Raw genomic sequence first — 21,561 nt, forward strand, 5'->3', positions numbered from 1 at the left:
CCATAAAAAAAAGCCGCTATACAGCGGCTTTTTTTATATTATTTAGTTAAGATAAACTCACATCGTCTATTTATGGAATGTTCTATTTCAGAACAATTATCTCCACATGGTACTAACGGTCTACTCTCACCATATCCATTATAACGCAATCTACTTCTCTTAATACCATTCTTTGCTAAGTAATCTACTGCAGCTTTGGCTCTGTTAGCAGATAAGTGCATGTTATAAGCATCGGTACCTTGCGTATCTGTATGTGCATTAATTTCAATCTCCATAGTTGGGTACTCCTTCAATAATTTCACTACAAAATCTAATGTAGTTGCAGATTGTGGTTTAATATCCCATTTATCAAAGTCAAAATAAATATTTTCTAGCTCAATATAAATAACGCCATCATTACGCATTTTAACCTCCGGAATTCTATCTACAAACGATTCCATTGCTAATTCTATAGCATAATAGAAAACTCCATCTTCACCCGTTGTAAACTCATCCTCAAACGGAATATAAAAGTCTCGTTCAGCTACAATTTTATACGTAGTATTTGGCGATGTACCAAACTTATAATGTCCGTCTTCCTTCACCGTAATAGAATCCACCAAATTACCATTCATATCGTATAAAGAAACTTTAGAACCAGGCAATAAATTCTTAGAAACTTTATCTTTCACATCTCCTTCAACAAAGTACTTGTTTTTATTGTCTTCACGTGTGAATGTATACAAATTATCATACCCCTCTCTGTTAGAACTAAAATATCCCATATCCTCTTCTGCCTTTAAAGAATAAGCAAAATCATCCATACCACCGTTAATAGTATTACCCAAATTCAATGGTCTGCTGAATATAGAATCTTTAATTTCGGTTCTAAAAATATCCAATCCGCCTAAACCTTTTAAACCATTAGAAGCAAAATACAAAACACCATCTTCAGACATAAAAGGAAATTGTTCTCTATGCTTAGTATTAATAGCTGAACCTGCATTTATAGGAAAGCTATAAGATCCGTCGTCATTAATAGTTACATAAAAAATATCAAAGGAACCAAGACTTCCTGGCATATCACTAGCAAAGTATAAAACTTTACCATCAGGACTTAAAGTAGGGTGTTCTGTATTCCATTTCTCAGAAGAAAAAGGCAACTCCTGTTCATTAGTCCATTTACCGTCTACCAATTCTGCTTTAAACATACGTACAGAGGCAAACTTCTGTCCTCCTATTTTAACACGTTTATCAGCCGTTCTATTAAAGTACATAATCTTACCATCTTTAGTAAAAGCTGGCGAACTTTCATGACTATCGGTATTAATTTTGTCTGGAAACAATTGTACACTATCAAGTTTACCATTATCTCCTATTGCCCCAATATATAAATCTAAATAAGGCTCTTCATTCCAAGTATATACAGGTCTTTTTTTATTTCTAGTAGAAGCAAAAACTACTTTCTCTCCTAAAAAAGCAACACCAAAATCGCCTTTAGAATTTTCATACAAAAACTGTATTTTATATTCGTAAGGCACTACATTAGTTAAGCTATCAATAAATTCTTTGGTATTATAAGACTTACTTGTATCATATAACCCCATAATAGAATCTGCTTTCTCATAGCTTTCAGTTCCCATTAATGCGTGTGCATATCTAAACAGGTATTCTTTAGGTATACTATCCGACTTATATTCTGAAAACAATTTACCATACGCTTCAGACGCTTTTGCCATCATGGAATTATACAAGTAACAATCACCAAGATTTTTAAGTATATGCTCGTTCTTAGGTAATCCTTCATACATTTCTGAAGCTTCCAGATACGCTCTGCTCTTAAACAAAATATCTGCTTTTTTTTCAGAGGGCTTTTCTTGAGCAAAAGCTCCAAAAACAATAAAAAATAATATTAAAGTAAAATTATGCTTCATGAGGTTTGCAAGTATTGTTAAAAGAATCGGGGTGATATATCAAAGCCATTATTCTTACCTAATTTATTGATGTCGAATAATACCATAATTTCATGTGATCCAGAATTAAATCTTCCTAAATTAGACAATGTATGATCGTAAGCATAACCAATACGTAAACTAGGTGACAATCTAAAATTTATCAAACCACTAACAGCATCATCCCATCTATAAGCTGCTCCCATTTCTACTCTATTATTAAATAAAAAGTTAGCAGTTACGTCTAACGACATTGGAGCATCAAACACAGTTTTAGCCATAAAAGCAGGCTTAAACTTAAGGTTATCATTTAAATTGAAAACATATCCACCGGTAAAAAAGAAATGATAATCTTCTACTGATTGGTACGAAATACCATCTTGGTTTTCTATATGGTGCGATTTTAAAAGGTTAGGTACAGATAATCCTAAATAATATTTATCACTAAAATAAAATACCCCTGCCCCAACATTTGGAAAAATTCTACTAATATTTTCAGAAAAGGCAGTATCGGGCATATCATCAGTAAGTACAAAGTTACTAAAGTCAGTATCGTAAAAAGTAGCTCCTGCTTTTAAACCAAACGATAATCTTGATGTTTCCGATAAAGATAATACGTAAGCAAAATCTACATAAGCATTATTCTCATTAACAATATTACCAATTTCATCATGCACTACAGAAAGTCCCATTTCTACTTTTCTAGAAAGAGGGGTATGAACAAAAAAGCTAGCTGTTCTAGGTGCTCCTTCAATACTCATCCATTGTGCTCTATAAATACCTCCTAAATTAACAATATCAGGATTGTCTGTTGCATAAGCAGGGTTTATCACACTCATATTATACATATACTGTGTATACTGAGGATCTTGTTGGGCTTTTGCTACAAGTGAGAAAAGCGCAACAATTAAAACCACTAATATCTTATTGTTCTTCATTTATTATAAATGTTGAAATTCTATCTATTTAAATATAAGCGTCCCTGAATAACTCTGTTCTCTTCATCATGAAGTTCTAGTATAAAGAAATATACCCCAGCTGGTACTTTATTGTCTCCAATAATAACACCACCTTCTGTAGCGTTACCACTCCAGTTTGGTGTATTGTAATCTCCTCTATACAAAATGTTACCGTAACGGTTAAATATTTCTATTTTAAAATCAGGATAATATAATCTTAAATCTTTAATGTCAAATGTTTCATTTACACCATCATTGTTAGGCGAAAATCCATCTGGTATAATTATATCACAAAAATCTACTTCAATAGTAACCTGTAATCTTTCTACAGCACTACAAATAGCATACATTACATATACACCATAAACGGTTTGGTTTTCTGTTAACACAGCGTCATTATCCAATGGTGTAGTTCCATCTATAGTAGTATACCATAAAACATTATCCACAGGAGCCTCCAGATTATTGTTTAAATCAGATACTCTAATGACTGGAAAATCTTGAGAACAGAAAATATTTCCTTCATCCATTAATACAGGAGCCTCACCTTGTATCACTTCAAAATCAACTTGGAAAATATCTGTAAAAGTAACAGGACATAGTAAATCATCCACAATCATTGATGTTATAGAAAAGGTCACTGTTCCACCACTTGTTAAAATTCCTTCTGGTATGGTTAATAAAGCACTACCATTTACAAATGTTACAGAAACATTAGTAGCTGAATAAATAGTAGCTCCAGATAAATCATATGATACTTCATAATTTCCGTCAGCTACAGTATTATTAATAATAGTAATATATCCCTCAGAGTTTATACAAGTATCCTCCGCTTCTAATTTTGTTGCTAAATAATTAATGCCCGAAGATGGATACACATCAAAAATAGTAGCTGCATTTTCATTTAAATTAGCACAGCCTAAATCTAAATTAGTGATAGCTGTAATTTCAAATAAATACGCATCATCTTCTATTGGTACATTTGCAGCAGGTATTATAATTGTTGCATCACCACCAGCTACTACAACGGTAACTGTATAAGTAGCAGTACTACCCGTAGTTTCTAACAGATATTCTATTTCATACGTACCGTCAACTAAATTAGTTCCAGAAAGTAGTACTATTACGTCTTCTCCAAAACAAATATTATCAGCACTTAATTGATTACTTGAAATGTCTATTAGTGGCACTACTTCAATATCAGCAGACACTCCTACCACAGTAAAGTTACAACCATTAATACTTACAAAATCAACAGCATCTATAGTAATTGTAGTAGTACCCTCATTAATCAAATCTGTAGTCCCTGGTAAATAAAATGTACCAGATCCTCCTGTCATAGTTACAGGTATACTTTGAGAGGGTTGGTTATTAGCCCCAGATAGTGTATAATAAATATCATATACACCATCTATCATATTAGTGTTAGTAAGCGTTACTTCGGCATCACCTTCGTAACATACAGGTGACTGAATAGCGATACTACTATTATCAAACTGAATATCTCCTAAAACATTGATTTGCACATCTTGTTCAGAAACTCCACATGAATTTAATATTTGGTAAGTATATGTATATACGCCTGTAGAAAAACTACTAACATCTAAAGGATTGGTAATTATATTTCCTGTACTTGTTTCTACCCAAGTACCTGCATTAGTTGACGACCCAGATAGTAAGGTCATTAAATCAAATGTTCCAGAGTTAATACACACATCTTCAATACCTGTAAAAATACCTGCATGTGGAACTTCCGAAGAAACATTTACTAAAACTTCAGCACTATTTTGAAAACAGCCGCCTGCAGAAGTAACCGTATAAGTATATACACCGGCTGCATCAACACTAGGGTCAAACACTCCTGTGCCACTAGCCAAAGCAGGTGACCAAGTACCACCAGTTTCAGGCGTACCCGCTAAATAATTAAATAAATCGTCACTAGCACCAGTTATGCAAAATTCTACCGCGCTATTTCCTCCTGCATCAGGTAGATCAGGAACCACAAAATTAACTGTTGTTACTGAATCTGCACAAATATTGGAAACTGTATAATCATAACTATAGGTACCAGATGTAAATCCTGAAACATCTAAAGGATTTGAAACTACTGAAGTTGTAGAAGCTACCGTCCATGTTCCACCTGCATCTTGCGAACCATCTAATAATGTTTCAAGATCAAAAGTAACCGCACTAGGACAAACGTCAAGTGGTCCAGCAAAAACACCAGAATTTGGCAATGGATCAAATATTACTTCCATTTGAGCACTAGCTTGAAAACAATTACCTGCTGATGAAACCGTATACGTATAGATTCCTTCAGCATCTACACTTGGATCAAAAGTATTTGTACCACTTGCAAGCGCAGGACTCCAGACACCTCCGGTTTCTGGGGTACCACCTAAATTAACCAATAGATCTACTGGTGGTGAATTAGGACAAATATTAAAAGTACTATCTAATCCCGCATCTGGTAAATTAGGCACTTCAAAAGATACTTGTGTAGCACTAGTACCACAAACATTAAGAACAGAATAGGTATATTCATAAGTTCCTGATGTTAATAAACTAACATCAATAGGATTAGTAACTACATTATTAGCCCCATCAATCCAGGTACCATAATCTTCTTCACTTCCGTCTAATAAAGCATATAAATCAAACGTAATATCAGAAGGACAAACTAACTGCGAGCCAGTAAATGTACCAGAAGATGGATTGTTAAAAATTTCTACTGTTACATCTGTAGAAGATGTATCACACGCACTAGACACTGTATATGTATATGTATAAGAAGCTTCTACAAGGCTTAAAATATTTAATGGGTTAGTAACTGCTACACCATCAATATTATACCATGTACCACCAGCATCTTGCGTACCATCTAACAACGTAAATAAATCAAAAGTACCATTATTAGCACACGCTTGTTGTATACCCGTTGCAGTACCTGAATTAGCCAATGGTAAAATAGAAACAGTTACAGTTGCACTATTTTGTAAACAACCACCCGAAGTAGTTACTGTGTATGTATATACGCCAGGTGCATCTACTGTTGGATCATAAAATCCGGTACCACTTGCTAATGCAGGTGACCAAACACCACCGGTTTCAGGTGAACCTCCTAATGAATTAAATAAATCTGCACCCGTATCTGCAGGACAAAAAGCAACTGTACCATCTGTACCAGCATCAGGCGTATCAGGAAACATTAATGTAACTGTTGTAGATTCTGTACCACATACATTGGTAACTTCATAAATGAAATCATAAGTACCTGATGAATATCCACTAACATCTACATTACTGTTTACTGCCGTATTTGAGCTATCATACCAAGTACCACCTGTATCCTGAGTACCATCTAATAAATCAAACAAATCATAAACACCCGCTGTTGTACAATTTTCTTGAATTCCTGTAAACACACCAGAAGACGGAGCCGTAAAAACAGCTAAACTAACTGCTGTATCATCACTACCACAAGAATTAGATACCGAATATGTATAAGAATAAACTCCATCAACAAAAGATGAAATATCAACTATATTACTAATCACATTGTTAGAAGCATCTGTCCATTGTCCGCCTGCAGCCTGAGATCCATCTAATAAATCAAATAAATCAAAAGTACCAGCAGTTACACAAACATTTTGCACACCACCAAAAACACCGGCTGTTATAGATTCTTGAACATTAAATGTTACATCTGTACTAACTGTATTACAAAAATTAGTAACACTATATGTATACGTATGGTTACCAATGCTTAATGAGGCTAAAGCAACAGCATTAGCTACTGCATTATTAGAGCTATCATACCACTGACCACCAGCATCTTCACTACCATCTAATAAGGTAAATAAATCAAAATTACCTGTATTGTTACATATATCAACAGAACCAGTATACACCCCTGAATGAGGCACATCATGAACTGTTACTACTACAGAAGCACTGCTTTGTAAACATCCTCCAGACGAAGTTACTGTATATGTATAGGTACCGCTAGTATCAACTGAAGGATCGAAGATATTTGTTCCACTGCTTAATGCTGGAGACCAAACCCCACCTGAATCAGGTGTACCTCCTAAAAGTGTAAATAAATCTGCACTGGCACTAGTAATACAAATATCAAAAGTACTGTTTGTACCAGCATCAGGATCTTCAGGGAAGACAATTGTCACATCCTCTGTATCGTTTCCACAAACATTAGTTACACTATAAGTATATGTATAAGACCCTGCTGCATAATTGGCAACATCTATAGGGTTTACTATTGGTGTATTAGTACTATCTAACCAAGTTCCACCTGTATCCTGAGTACCATCTAATAAAGTAGACAGATCAAATTGACCTGTAGTTGAGCAATTAACAACTGCTCCTGTAAACGTACCAGCATTCGGTGGATTAAATACACTAACACTCACCGTAGTTGAAGATGTACCACAAACATTTTCTACTGAATACTCATAATCATAAATACCTGTTGCAAAGGTTGATATATCAATTACATTACTTACTGGATTACCAGAGCTATCTTCCCAGCTTCCTGTCATATCTTGTGATCCATCTAATAAAGTAAATAAATCAAAGGTACCATCTAAAACACAAACTTCTGCTGTAGTAGTAAAAACACCAGAAGTAATTGGCACAGATATCTCAAACGTAATATCAGTTGCAGAAGAAAAACATGCATTGGTAACTGTATAAGTATAGGTATAATTACCATTTGAAAAACTTGATACATCAATAGGATTTGTAACGGCATTACCTCCATTATCTGACCAAACTCCTCCAGCATCTTCAGACCCATCCAAAAAGTCAAATAAATCAACATCACCAGAAACGGCACACAAATCTTGCGACCCAGTATAAGAACCAGAAGAAACATCATATACAACATCTACACTAACCCCAGAACTACTCTGCGAACAACTACCAGGACTCGTTACCGTATAAGTGTACACACCTGGTGCATCCACTGCCGGATCAAAAACTCCAGTACCACTAGTTAACGTAGGTGACCATACTCCTCCAGTCATTGGGCTACCGCCTAGTAGATCCCACAAATTAATTGGAGTATCGTACGAACATAAGGAAACACTATTATCTATTCCTGAATTTGGATTACCTGGTATAATTATAGATACAACAGAAGTATCTGTTGGACAATTTACCGAATTACTAACCGAATAGGTGAAATCAAAAGTATCTCCAGCAGTCATACTAGTAATATCAACAACTCCGCCCGTCACTGGTAAAGGACCCGACCAAGTACCACCCGATTCAGGTGTACCTGTTAATTCTGCAAATAAATCTACGGTTCCTGTTCCTGCTATATCAGCTTCACAAATAATAACATCTGCTCCTTCTCCTGCTTCATTTTGCGGATAAATAGTTACCGTAACAGGTAAACGCTCATCACTTTCACAAGGAGGTGCTACATTCGTAGAATAATAAGTTTCTCCATCTACCAATACAGTAGTTTCAGCTAATGGCGTTGTAGATGTTTCAGTCTCGTACCAATTGCTATCGCCAGACACAACTAAATCACCAATTGTTGGTGGGTTTGACGAATCTTCACAAAAATATTGTTCTGTATTTCCAACAGGCACCAAAGCAACATCAACAAAATATACTAAAACCCCCACTGATGTTGATTCACAGCTACCATCTGGACTTTGAGTTGCATAATAAACCGTATTATTAACCAATGTTGTAGACATAGGCAAAGCTGTACCTCCTACAGCAGCATCATACCATTGGACATTAACTCCGTCTACATAAACATCTGCCAATGTTGGTATAGGATCAACCGATGAAGTAATACAAAAACCCTGAAAGTTTACCACTTCAGGAGGACCATAAATTTCTACAGTAACAGCTCCTCTTGTTCCACAAGAACCTGTAGTATCATCTACATAATATGTTACTCCGTCTTGCAAAGAGTTAGCCCCTATTAAAGGCGCTGAACTTGTAGGACTCGCATACCATTGAACTCCTCCTCCGTTATCAACGGCAGACAAATCTGAAATGGTAGCATCTTGAGTGTCACAAAAACTTTGCGTACTTTCAACTACAGTTGGACATTGAGAAAACCCTATCTCAACACCAAAAACTGATAGTAAAAGCAACATATAAAATCCTCTAAAGGTATTTTTTCCCATGTTAAAAATAAATATTAATCTAACCAATATTTAGACCAACATAAACTATTGGTAATTTATTAATTCAGTTGTTTAACAGTTTCCTGATCTGTTAACTGGTAAATTTTAAATGCTCTATTCACAAACACATTTGAAGAAGTCTCTGAATACTCAAAAGGCATTACTACTTGTTTTGTTGACTTCTCTAAAACAGCATCCATATTTTCCTTTTGAGATAATCTTAAAAGAAAATCGAATGTTATATCAAACCCAGAAATTGCTTCCTCAGATGGTTGTTCGTTATAAAATGCGTTATACTTAGCTACAAATTGGTTCATATAAGTACTTTTCACATTGTATCCTTCGTATTCTGGGAAAATAAAATTTAAGATAACATATCTCTTCACAGAAATTTTACTAGTAACAATATTCTTGTATGAATTAAATGAAGCTAAATGAATAGCATAGCTTTTATATTTTGGCAATAAACTATTTGTAACACTTAAAATGGTATTAACATCTGTAGTATTTAAAATAACAAAATTGGTTTTAACATCTGACAAAGCACTATACAGCTCATCATTATCAAGCACTTCATTTTTTGCCACTTTAATAACTTTCAATCCTACATAAGAATTTTTTATATCATTAGACAATTTCTTATCTGCATCGCTTATAATAATAATATTTCCATTTTGTTGATTAATGTAATCTAGCAAGGCCTTTTGCTTGTAAAAATCTGTAGACTTAGAAAACAAGGTAAGGTTATCAGATTTTTTAACCTGTCCGTCAGTAGTAATTGCAAAAGCAGTATTCACCTTACTCTTACTCTTACTCTTATCTACTACACTCTCTGTTGCTTTTACATTACACAACGTAATAATATTGGTAATATCTTTAAGCCTACTTAAGTTAGTACCTGCAACATAGGTTAAATTAACATTTTCAGACTGTACTCCTCCTCCTAAACTGTTAATAGAGTCAATAGCCAATTGAGCTCCTCTATCAAAATCTTCATATTCCTTCTTACTCGAAATATCTTCAGGATATAAAAAAGTAAGATTTAGTCCATTCCCAAACTCTGCAGACGCTTTTAAATCTGCGTACTTATTTCTATTATCATCAACTTCAATTTTGGTATTTACCTCCCAAGTAGTTTTTTCTTCCTTATCGGCAACAACTTGTGGTGTAGCTGTAGTTGTTTCTTTTACAACCGTATTATCAACTTTCGTATCGTTTACTTTGGTTGTTACAACAGGGTTATTACTCATAGGTGCACCATCAGTTGGCACATATACATATTCAAATGCAAGCAATTTATCAGCAATACTTGGGTTAGCTTGCACTAACTGCGCAACAGTAATATCAAACTTTTTAGCTATTGAAGCTTTTGTTTCTCCTTGCTGAACAAAATACTTCGTATAATTCCCATCAGGTTTTTCCTTTGAATGCGAATACGAAGTATCAATAGTTAAAACCTGCCCTGCATATAACCCATTGGCTAATTCAGGATTTTGTCTTTCAAGTTCTGCAATAGAAATTTCATAGATTTTTGACAATCTATATTTAGTTTCCCCGTATTTTACAGTGTGCTTAATTATTTGTTGAGCAAAAGCTCCAGAACTAAGAAGTAACAAGAAAGTACTAATTAAATATTTTATTGGTCGGTGGTGCATATTTTATTCTATTAATTTACATCTATTTCCTTTTAGTGAAATTTTATAAATCTTATTTTTACTCAAAATCTTTTTGTTATAAACAAAAATAAATATAAAAAACATAATTATACGGCTAAAAAAATGTTAGAACAAAAAAACTATTAACAATTTTAGTAACTATAATATTAAAAAATGGCATACTTATTTCAGATAGCTAATATAGAAATGATTTATTATTCTTAAACCCACAATTGTAAGTATTTTTATCATATTGTTAAAACTATAGCATTTTTTAAACAAAAACACACATATAAACACCTCGCTACCTTACACTTACAACAAAAAATAACCTATAATTTCATTTTACCCTAGTTAAGGTTGAAAAATAGATTTTCATAAGAACAAATTTCAATACCTTTGCGCAAAATACGATTCGTATTACAACTACATTATAAACACACTTGATTTAGAATTATGAAAAACACAGCACTTTACGATACACATGTTGAATTAAATGCTAAAATGGTTCCTTTTGCTGGATATAATATGCCAGTACAATATGAAGGAGTAACTATAGAACACCAAACGGTTAGAGAAGGTGTTGGAGTTTTTGATGTTTCTCACATGGGTGAGTTTTTGGTTTCAGGCCCTAATGCCTTAGAACTTATTCAAAAAATTTCTTCGAACGACGCTACTAAACTAACCATAGGCAAAGCGCAATATGCATGCATGCCGAATGAAAATGGTGGTATTGTTGACGATTTAATTATTTACCAAATAAAAGAAGAACAATACCTGTTAGTTGTAAATGCATCTAATATAGAAAAAGACTGGAATTGGATTTCTGCCCACAATACCATGAATGCAGATATGAGAAATATTTCGGAAGAGTATTCTTTATTAGCTATTCAAGGACCAAAAGCTGTAGAAGCTATGCAAAGCTTAACTTCTACTGATTTATCTGCTATAAAATACTACCATTTTGAAGTAAACGATTTTGCAGGGATTGAGCATGTAATTATTTCTGCTACCGGATATACAGGAAGCGGAGGTTTTGAGATTTATTGTAAAAATACCGAAGTAAAACAAGTTTGGGACAAGGTTATGGAAGCCGGCGCCTCTTTTGGTATTAAACCTATTGGTTTAGCAGCAAGAGATACTTTACGTTTAGAAATGGGATTTTGCTTATACGGCAATGATATTAATGATGAGACCTCCCCTATTGAGGCTGGTTTAGGATGGATTACTAAGTTCACAAAAGATTTTATTAACTCAGAAAACCTTAAAGCACAAAAGGAAAATGGTGTTACTAAAAAACTTGTAGGATTTAAAATGAATGAAAAGGCTATTCCAAGACATGGATATGAAATATTAGACACAGAAGGTAAAACAATTGGTGAAGTTACCAGCGGAACTATGTCTCCATCATTAGGAATAGGAATTGGTTTAGGCTACGTTACCATTGCTAATAGCAACATAGACACACAAATTCAAATTCAAATTAGAAAAAAACAAATACCAGCTACAGTAGTAAAACTTCCTTTTTACTCAAACAAATAAAAAACATAAGAAGACTACCTTAAGGCTTCTCGCTACGAGGTAGTCTTCCTTATTCTAATTAAAAAATCCTTGACAATTCAATCTTTATTTTTTGAGTAGAAGTTTTAACTAAGTATTAAATATTATTAAGAGATGAACCCCCAGCGTATATCCTTAGAATATATTTAAAATGTTAAATCTTTTACCTTATTTATACTTACACTTATATTAGTATTGAATTACGTTTAACCAAACATAATGCTAAAAGCTTAACGGAGAAGGACATAAGGTTAACAAAAACATTTTCTCAATTACCTCACAGCATAAATGTTACAAAATAAATTAATAGAATTTGAACCGAATATTAATCATAGGAGCCAGTGGTTTTATAGGTAACGCTATCTATAAAGATTTATGCTCATATTTTGATGTATACGGAACCTACTACTCTCAAAAATCATATAGACAAAACCAACATTTCTATCATTTTGACATGGAACTTGAGGGTATAGATTTAATATTAAAAAAATTAAAACCAACCATCATTATTTCTGCTTTAAGAGGAGATTTTGAAAATCAAATAGAAGTTCACGATACTCTTATTGATTATATTAAAGGATCTAATAGAAAACTTATTTTTCTTTCTTCAGCCAATGTTTTTGATGCTTTTAGCAATTATCCTTCCTACGAGTTTGACAAAACATTGTCGCAAAGTATTTGGGGAAAACTAAAAATAAGAATTGAAAGTAAGCTATTAAGACTTCCCGAGCACAACTACGTTATTGCCCGTCTACCTATGGTTTTTGGGTACAAATCTCCTAGAGTAAAAGAATTAACAGAATATGCTAAAGTAGGTGTACCTTTTGAGGTATTCCCAGATTTGGTAATGAACACAACGTATGCAGATAAAGTAGCTCAGCAAATTCACTACCTTATTAACCGAAATAAAAAAGGGATATTTCACTTAGGAAGTAGTGATTTAATACACCACGATGAATTTATAAAAGAAATTTGCAATGGTCTTGATATACGTAATATGGTATTTAAAAATGTATACACTACAAACTTCGACAGATTTTTAGCTGTTATACCTAAAGACAAAAAACTTCCCAAACACCTTCAAATCAATAATGAAAATGTGATAGAGAATAGTATAAAATTACTATGATTATCTTCTATCTTTAAGATGATTTTTTATTTTTACATAAAACTATTCTTAAAAGATGAAGTTCAGACCCTACCTAATCACTTTAATAATACTATGCTCGTTGAAAGGGTTTTCGCAAACTGATGATTTTTGCGAAACCTTATCATCTGTAAATTCTATCATACAAAAATACCATTACGCTCCAAAAGCTGTAGATGACTCTTTATCTGCTTATGTTTTTCATAATTTTTTAGAAAAATTAGATGAAGATGAAATGTATTTTTTAAAAGAGGATTTTGAAAAATTAAACTCTTATTTTGAGTATAATTTAGACGATGCCATTCTAAACAACAATTGTAGCTTTATAGATACCTTCTACACTATTTACAAAATAAGACTAGATGAAACTAAAAAAGTATTGGAAGAAATAGATATTCAACAATTGGACTTTTCCGGAACCGATTCTTTATACTTTACGAAACGTGGCACTGGCTATAGATTTGCCAAAACCAAAGAAAAAAAAGCTACCTACTGGTCTAGAAAAATACGAAGAGATGCCATTTATAAATTTTTAGATTTAACAGATAGTACAGAAACGTTCAATACCAAAATAAACACTGTAACAAAACAGGTAATAGATAATGAAATTTGTATTATTGAAGACAAGTTAAAAACCGATCATAACCTAAAAAAAACAATGCAAGATGCATTTTTAGATACATTTTGTAGCTATTTTGATCCACACACTAACTATTTCAACCCAAGCGATAAAAGCTACTTTGACGAAAGCTTACATGATGACTACAACTCTATTGGCTTGAAATTCTCTAAAACCGATAACGGAAACATTGTAGTAAGTGAAATTCAGGCAGGCTGCACAGCTTGGAAAGAAAATCTCGTTGAAATTGGAGATGAAATACTCACCATAACGGCTAACAACATACCTTTAGAGATGAATTGTATTAGTTTAGAAACGCTTTACAACTTTATCTACAACCCAGAAAATAAAATACTTCATTTTAGAATTAAAAAGAAATCATCAAACACCACCACTACCATCAACCTTAAAAAAGAAGCTATACATATTGCAGACAACACCGTAGATAGTTTTATTTTAAAAGGTACTAACAAAGTAGGTTATATAAAATTACCAGGATTTTACACCAGTGAAGATTTTGGGATGGGTTGCGCAAATGATATTGCCAAAGAACTATTACGACTTAACAAAGAAAAAGTTGAAGCGCTAATTTTAGACTTACGAAACAATGGCGGCGGATCTTTAAAAGAAGCTACTGACCTAGTAGGTTTGTTTATAGACAGAGGTCCAGTTGCAATAGTAAACACAAGAGAAAACAACAAAGAAATTGTAAAAGATTATAATAGAGGAACTGTATTTAGTAAACCCTTAATTATTTTAGTGAATGAAAACTCAGCTTCCGCCTCTGAATACGTAACAGCATCTCTACAAGATCATCAAAGAGCAATTGTAGTAGGCACCACCACCTTTGGCAAAGCTAGTGGACAAACAATTTTTACGGCTAACCCAAATAACCCAAATGCAGGTTATGTAAAAGTAACTTTTGAAAGACTGTACAGAATTACTGGAGAATCTTGGCAAAAAGATGGTGTTGTACCAGACTTTAGCATACCATCTCTACTAGAATCATTTAGCTACAGAGAATCTCACTATGAAAATGTTTTAGCAAACGATACTATTGTAAAAAACACATACTTTAAAATACCTGTAAAAAGAAATCTACAACGCCTAATTGAACAAAGTAAAGAACGTTTAGAAATCTCAAAAAACATTCAGTTAATAAAAAAGATTGACACAGATCTTCACACCTATTTTGATGATACCACCACCATACCTCTTAGCCTAAAAGGTGTTATATCTCGTAAAGAAAAGTTTGATGCCATCTGGACACAAATGGACAGTGTATACACTACTGACAACAGTTTTAAAATTGACAACACCTTAGCTAATAAAGAAATTATATCTAAAAATGATGAAGTCAATGAAATCAATACTAAAAAAAGAGAAGACCTTTTAAAAGATTATGAATTAAGCGAAACCTATAAAATAATAACCGACCTACTAACCAATAAATAATAAACCAATGAAAAAACTTTTTTACTTGTGTATAATTACGATCATAGCATCAACAGCTACTGCAAACGCACAAGATTTTAAAACACCTGTAGAATACTTGCAGTTTATTACCTCAGAAAACGACAAGCTTAACAACCAAGTTTGGCAATATACCAAAGCCGTAGCACATGACAAACGACCTAAAAAAATTGAAAAAACTAGAAAGCTATTAGTTGTACAGATTCAAAATTCAAGAGAAAAAATTAAAAAAGCAGCATCCTATAATAATGATGATACCTATAAAAATCAATTCATAGAATTTTTAAATATCTATGAAAATGTAATTAATAACGATTACGCCAAGATTGTTGACATGAAGGAAATTGCAGAACAATCTTACGATTACATGGAAGCATACATTTTAATGCAAGAGCAAGTAGATAAAAAATTAGAAACAGCCTTAGATAGCATAAATAAAAGTCAAGGTGTTTTTGCTAAGAAATATGATGTAACACTATTAGAAGGCAAAGAGACTAAACTTGCCAAAAAAATGAAAATATCTAATGACGTTTTTAAACATAAAAACAGTACCTATCTTCCTTTTTTTAAAGCTAATTTTCAAGAAAGTGAATTGGTAGTTTCTTTAAGCTCTAACAATGTAGGCGAAATACAACAGAAAGCCTCTACCCTATTATTATTTGCAAACGAAGGGTTAGATACTTTAGCACAAATAAAACCTTACCAAAACGACACTTCTTTACTTAAGGCGACTAAAGATGTACTACTTTTTTACAAAGATGAAGCCGAAGTACAAATACCGATAATGATAGACTTTCTCCTGTTAAATGATAAAATTGAAAAAATGGGAAAAGCTATTGAAAATAAAAAACCAAAAGACAGAACTAAAGAAGAAATAGAAGAATACAACAACTTAATTAAAGATGTTAATAAGCAAGTTGCCGCTTATAACAAAACAAACGACGTATTAAATAAAGAAAGATCTAGGTTATTGCAACAATGGGAAAGCACAAGTAACAACTTTTTAAGCCAGCATATTCCAAAAAATTAAAACAACCTTTATATTTGCATACAAATTGTAACAACAGTTAAAAAACCAGTACTATGGGAAGAGCTTTTGAGTTTAGAAAAGCTAGAAAAATGAAAAGATGGTCTGCAATGGCCAAAACATTTACTAGAATAGGTAAGGATATTGTAATGGCTGTTAAAGAAGGGGGACCAGACCCTGACGCTAACTCTCGTTTGAGAGCGGTTATACAAAATGCCAAAGCGGCTAATATGCCTAAAGATAACATTGAGCGTGCCATTAAAAGAGCTTCTGATAAAAGCCAAGGTGATTACAAAGAAGTTTTATTTGAAGGATATGCACCACATGGTATTGCCATTCTTATTGAAACAGCTACCGATAATAATAATAGAACAGTTGCTAACATTAGAAGTTATTTTAACAAATGTAACGGTAACTTAGGTACTAGTGGATCTGTAGAATTTATGTTTGATCATACTTGTAATTTTAGAATTAATGCAGAAGGTTTAGATCCGGAAGAGCTAGAGTTAGAAATGATTGACTTTGGTGCAGAAGAAGTTTTTGCAGATGAAGATGGTATTCACATCTACGCTCCTTTTGAAAGCTTTGGTGGTATCCAAAAGGAATTAGAAGAAAGAAATATTGAAATACTTTCTTCTGGTTTTGACAGAATTCCGCAGGTAACAAAAAAACTTACCGAAGAAGAAGTTGCAGACGTTGAAAAACTACTTGAAAAAATAGAGGAAGATGAAGACGTACAAAACGTTTTCCATACCATGGCAGAAGAATAATTCTCCAGAAAAAAAATACAAAAAGGCAGATTTCTTTAATAGAATTCTGCCTTTTTTATTACACATACTTACAAACTGTTAATTATATAAGCATTATGTAAACAAAATGTAATTTTTATAACAATAAAAAATTATATTCCAAATCAATTGTTTTCATATTTCTAAGTACATTTAATGAAAAATTGAGTGGAACATTTCCCTTTATGGAAAAGCATAAATTTATATTCATAATAGCATTAAGCCTTCTATTTCCTTTCCTATCCTATTCACAATCATTGGAAGAAAAGGTAAGAGATAATGGAATACTTTTTCAAAAAAATATGGATAGTGCTTATTATGAGCTTCCACTGCTTATAGAGCAAGCCAATCAAGAAAAAAAAACAGCTACCGAATTACTTTTGTTAGACAGGCAATGTCACTACTTCTACAACATAGCAGACCTAGAAAAACTTATTACATCTGCTAAAATTTTAGAACAGAAAGCCACAGAATATCAAAATACAGAATACCAATCAGCAGCAAATCTGTACATATCAGAAAGCTATTCTATGAATGATATGCCAGAAAAGGCTTTAGAAACCCTAAACAAAGCTGAAAGTTTTATCAAAGAAACAGCGCTTCAAAGCAATAGAACCTTCTACATTCAATCCAACATATTACTAAGTCAAGCTAATATTTATTATGACAATAAAGAATACAACAAGGCTATAGCCAAGATTAAAAGAGTTATAAATTCTGGTGAATTTCTCAAAGATTCCACCATGTATAATCAGTTCCAATATGTAAACTACTCTAATTTAGCTAATCTTTATATAAAATTCAATATAGACTCTGCCGAATATTATGTGCAAAAATCAATAGCACTAGAAGACACAGAATACCCACAGATAAATATTAACGGTGCAAATTTCTTTATTTTAGGAAAAGTATATGAACACCAAAACAACACGCATCTTGCATTAACTAATTATTTAAAAGCGTACAAAATAATTAGTAAGTATAGAGATGCCCTTAATAAAGGAGAACTCTATAAAGGTCTTTCTAAAGTATATGCTGAAATAGGCAAACAGGATTCTGCGGCGTATTTTAACCAAAAACTAAAGGAGTATGAGCACGATGCGCTTGAAAACAAATACAACTCGTTAAAAAAAATAATAAAAGAAGAATCCTCTGAAGAAGAAAATAACCAAACTTCTTTTACTATAATCCTAATTAGCGCAATTACCATAATTGCTATAGTAAGTATAGGAATGTTTTATTATTTTAAGAAAAGAAAAACAGGCACTATTACCAATCCGGAAACATCACAAGAAAAACTCAACAAAAATTTTGATTTACTGATAGAGCTCATCAAAAAAGACGATCCTGCATTTTTGACTACTTTTGAAGAAATTTTTCCAAATTTCAGAAAAAACCTATTAAACATTAATCCTGAATTAAATATTTCTGAAATTACTTTTTGTGCTTTGCTAAAACTAAACTTGTCCACTAAAAAAATTGCTCAATACACTTTTATAGAAACAAGAACTGTTCAAAACAAAAAACACAGAATTAGAAAAAAACTCAACATTCCTAAAGAAATAGATACGTACAATTGGTTTAGTAGCATTTAGACTAAAATTACCACCTCTTATACCAAGTGATAAATATTCAAAACACAAGCTTTTATTTATCATTTCCTTAATAAATCTGATTAAAATCGAAAAATCATCAGAGAGTAGCTAATGAGTATGTGCATTTATGCATATAAGTAAGCAATTGTGTACCTTATTTTCTCATCATCTAGCACGTTTTATATACTTTTAGAATATCAATAAAAATTAAGTTTTCCATCCAACATTAAACTTACTTTAACAATATTGTAATGAAGTACGCTTCATTAATCATCCATCCAACTATTAAAAAAAACCTGCTTTGCAGGTTTTTTTATGCATTTTTGTAACGTTATATTTATATATTAGTCTTATAAGCAAAACCATTTTGTATATGAGATCTAAAAACAGTTTACTACTATTCCTTTCTTGCTTCATTTATATTACTGCCTTTTCCCAATCTCTTAAAGGAAAAATAACTGACACAAACAACACACCTATTTCGTATGCCACTGTACAAATTGGTAAAAATTACGGAGTACTCTCTAATCAAGAAGGAGAGTTTAGCATTATTATACCTGTAACCAATGAGAATTCAAGATTAGAAATCTCCTATATGGGATACGAAACTTTAGAGATTCCTATTAGTAATATAAAACCTGACGACACCTATGTTTTAATAGAAAAGGTAAATGAATTAGGCGCCGTTATGGTAAGTAATAAGGAATTAACTCCCTTAGAAATTATTAATACCATGCTTGAAAAAGCTCCTGATAATTATACACTAAATAATTTCAGTCAAACTTTCTTTTTAAGGACTTCTACCGCTACCACACTAGAAGATTTTGAATTTGAAATAGACAGAGCTACCGACCTTGACAGAAAGGCAAGAAAAGGATTAAACGCCGATATTGAAAAATTCACTAAAGATGTAAAAGGACAAAATTTTAAATACTTTGTAGAGTATTTAGGCGATTTAGCTTTTCATAAAGATTCTTCTAAACTTTTTATTCAAAAAGGAATATACCTTAAAAATAAAGATCAAGAAATATCAGAAGATAAAATGAGCGAGAAGGTGATAAACCTAATCAAAAACTATTTAGACCCTGATGCATCGTATAAAGTTAAAACAGGCTTATTTAAAGTAGAAGACTCCCTAACAACAGCCGATATTTTTGAGGAGGACAATGACTCATTAAAAGGTAACACCTCTTATCTGAAGAAAAATTTAGTAGCTAAAAACATTGAGTTTTTAAAGTTTTATGACAACGAGGATGTAGATTTCTTTGAAAAACAAAACAGATACGATTATACGCTTGACGGATATACCACCATTGATGATGAAACGGTTTACATCATTACATTTACACCAAGAAAAGGAAGCGCAGATTACTCAGGTAAAATGTATATAAATGCATTTGACTATGCATTGGTTAGACTAGAATGTAAAATGCAACCAGATAAAAATCTCCACAACCTTAACTTAAAGTTTTTACTAGGAGTTAAATTTAGACAAGACAGAGTTGGTATGACTTATGTTTTTCAAAAGAATGACGAAGGAAAATATGAGATTAAATTTGTTAAAAAAGAAGATGGTATGTACGCGTACATGAGCAGACCTATAAAGTTTATAAAAAACAGAGCAGACCGATCTGAAGACAAACAAATTTTAAAATTTGATTTTACTTTTGAAACCAATGTGTATAGTGTAAGAGAGTATTATGTACTAAATCAAACAACTATAAACGAGCAACAATTTTCAGAAATAGAAGCTCAAGAAAAATTCACACCTGTTGAAATTGAAAAATACAACCCTACTATTTGGGAAGGGTACAATGTAATTGCACCAATAGAAGACATTAAAAATTATGGGCAAGACGATTAATTAGAGTTTTACAGCTATTACTCGTAAACGCTTATAATCTGCATACCAATTATCATTTTTATAAAGAAAGGGGTACAATTCATTTTGTACCTCTTTACATATAGCTACAACCTGAGCCTCTGGTATACCCTCAAAAAAAGATGTGGCAAACATTTGTAACCAATCTTCTATGCCTTTTTTACTATCTGCAAGTAATGTTGGTCTATCGTATAACTGTGCAAGAGTTACCGTAAAACCAATATTTTCTAATACAGCTGTATACGCACTAATAGATGGAAAAAACCAAGGTTGAATCTTAGCATTAGTAAAATACCCATAATCTTTCAACACCTTTTTCAAGGTACTAATTACCATATCTACATTCCCTTTACCTCCAAACTCAACCACCAGTCTACCATTAGGTTTTAGTGCATTATACATACATTTAGCTGCCTCTTGATAATCTAACACCCAATGCAGCGTAGCATTAGAAAAAATAGCATCTACAGGCGTTTGTAAAGTAAAATCGGCCACATTTGCTACCTTAAAAGCTATATCAGGGTATAAATCACAAGCTTTCTCTATCATATCTTGTGAAGCATCTAAGCCCGTTACAAAGGCTCCCTGTTGTTTTATAACTGCCGTTAATTGTCCGGTTCCACAACCTATATCTAAAATCTCTTCACCTTCTTTCACATCTAATAATCTAATTAAATCTTCTCCATACTCATACACAAAAGCATGTTTATCTACATACAAAGAAGCATTCCATTTTTGATTATTAGCATCCATGCAAA

The 21,561-nt window shown here is 32.6% G+C and carries 12 protein-coding genes; 7 read left to right on the forward strand and 5 right to left on the reverse strand.

Annotated elements, in window-relative coordinates:
* Positions 1-38: 38 nt before the first annotated feature.
* The 4 genes from Y10_RS12540 to Y10_RS12555 are packed head-to-tail and all read right to left on the reverse strand — an operon-like array spanning position 39 to position 10,595.
* Complete coding sequence (locus tag Y10_RS12540; protein WP_281765752.1) at positions 39-1,913, reverse strand: OmpA family protein; 1,875 nt, start codon at positions 1,911-1,913, stop codon at positions 39-41.
* 17 nt (positions 1,914-1,930) lie between these two features.
* On the reverse strand, positions 1,931-2,869 hold the full coding sequence (locus tag Y10_RS12545; RefSeq protein WP_281765753.1) for a PorP/SprF family type IX secretion system membrane protein: 939 nt from the start codon (positions 2,867-2,869) through the stop codon (positions 1,931-1,933).
* 20 nt (positions 2,870-2,889) lie between these two features.
* Complete coding sequence (locus Y10_RS12550; protein WP_281765754.1) at positions 2,890-9,057, reverse strand: gliding motility-associated C-terminal domain-containing protein; 6,168 nt, start codon at positions 9,055-9,057, stop codon at positions 2,890-2,892.
* A gap of 59 nt (positions 9,058-9,116) precedes the next feature.
* Positions 9,117-10,595, reverse strand: coding sequence for a LysM peptidoglycan-binding domain-containing protein (locus Y10_RS12555; protein WP_408733621.1), 1,479 nt, complete (start codon positions 10,593-10,595; stop codon positions 9,117-9,119).
* A gap of 573 nt (positions 10,596-11,168) precedes the next feature.
* Between Y10_RS12555 and gcvT the strand changes: the two genes are divergently transcribed.
* The 7 genes from gcvT to Y10_RS12590 all read left to right on the forward strand — a co-directional run bounded on the left by gcvT (position 11,169) and on the right by Y10_RS12590 (position 20,785).
* Positions 11,169-12,254 carry a glycine cleavage system aminomethyltransferase GcvT gene (gene gcvT / locus Y10_RS12560; RefSeq protein ID WP_281765756.1) on the forward strand — a complete coding sequence of 362 codons (1,086 nt, stop codon included), beginning with the start codon at positions 11,169-11,171 and terminating at the stop codon, positions 12,252-12,254.
* A 331-nt stretch (positions 12,255-12,585) separates the two neighbouring features.
* The gene (locus Y10_RS12565; RefSeq protein WP_281765757.1) at positions 12,586-13,401 is read left to right on the forward strand and encodes a sugar nucleotide-binding protein; all 816 of its coding nucleotides are present in this window, start codon (positions 12,586-12,588) and stop codon (positions 13,399-13,401) included.
* Positions 13,402-13,456: 55 nt separating this feature from the next.
* Positions 13,457-15,493 (forward strand): carboxy terminal-processing peptidase, encoded by a 2,037-nt coding sequence (locus Y10_RS12570; RefSeq protein ID WP_281765758.1) that lies wholly within the window; start codon positions 13,457-13,459, stop codon positions 15,491-15,493.
* Between the two features lie 7 nt (positions 15,494-15,500).
* Entirely contained in the window at positions 15,501-16,541 is a 1,041-nt protein-coding gene (locus Y10_RS12575) for an LIC11966 family surface protein (protein WP_281765759.1), read from the forward strand.
* A gap of 53 nt (positions 16,542-16,594) precedes the next feature.
* A complete protein-coding gene (locus tag Y10_RS12580) occupies positions 16,595-17,308 on the forward strand; it encodes a YebC/PmpR family DNA-binding transcriptional regulator (protein ID WP_281765760.1) in 714 nt (237 codons plus the stop codon).
* 203 nt (positions 17,309-17,511) lie between these two features.
* Entirely contained in the window at positions 17,512-18,921 is a 1,410-nt protein-coding gene (locus Y10_RS12585) for a tetratricopeptide repeat protein (protein WP_281765761.1), read from the forward strand.
* A 373-nt stretch (positions 18,922-19,294) separates the two neighbouring features.
* Complete coding sequence (locus tag Y10_RS12590; protein ID WP_281765762.1) at positions 19,295-20,785, forward strand: carboxypeptidase-like regulatory domain-containing protein; 1,491 nt, start codon at positions 19,295-19,297, stop codon at positions 20,783-20,785.
* Here Y10_RS12590 and Y10_RS12595 read toward each other — a convergent pair whose 3' ends face one another.
* Positions 20,786-21,556 carry a class I SAM-dependent methyltransferase gene (locus tag Y10_RS12595; RefSeq protein WP_281765763.1) on the reverse strand — a complete coding sequence of 257 codons (771 nt, stop codon included), beginning with the start codon at positions 21,554-21,556 and terminating at the stop codon, positions 20,786-20,788.
* Positions 21,557-21,561 lie beyond the last annotated feature (5 nt).

Origin of the sequence: Neptunitalea lumnitzerae (assembly GCF_027924185.1) — a bacterium.
Taxonomy (GTDB): Bacteria; Bacteroidota; Bacteroidia; order Flavobacteriales; family Flavobacteriaceae; genus Neptunitalea; species Neptunitalea lumnitzerae.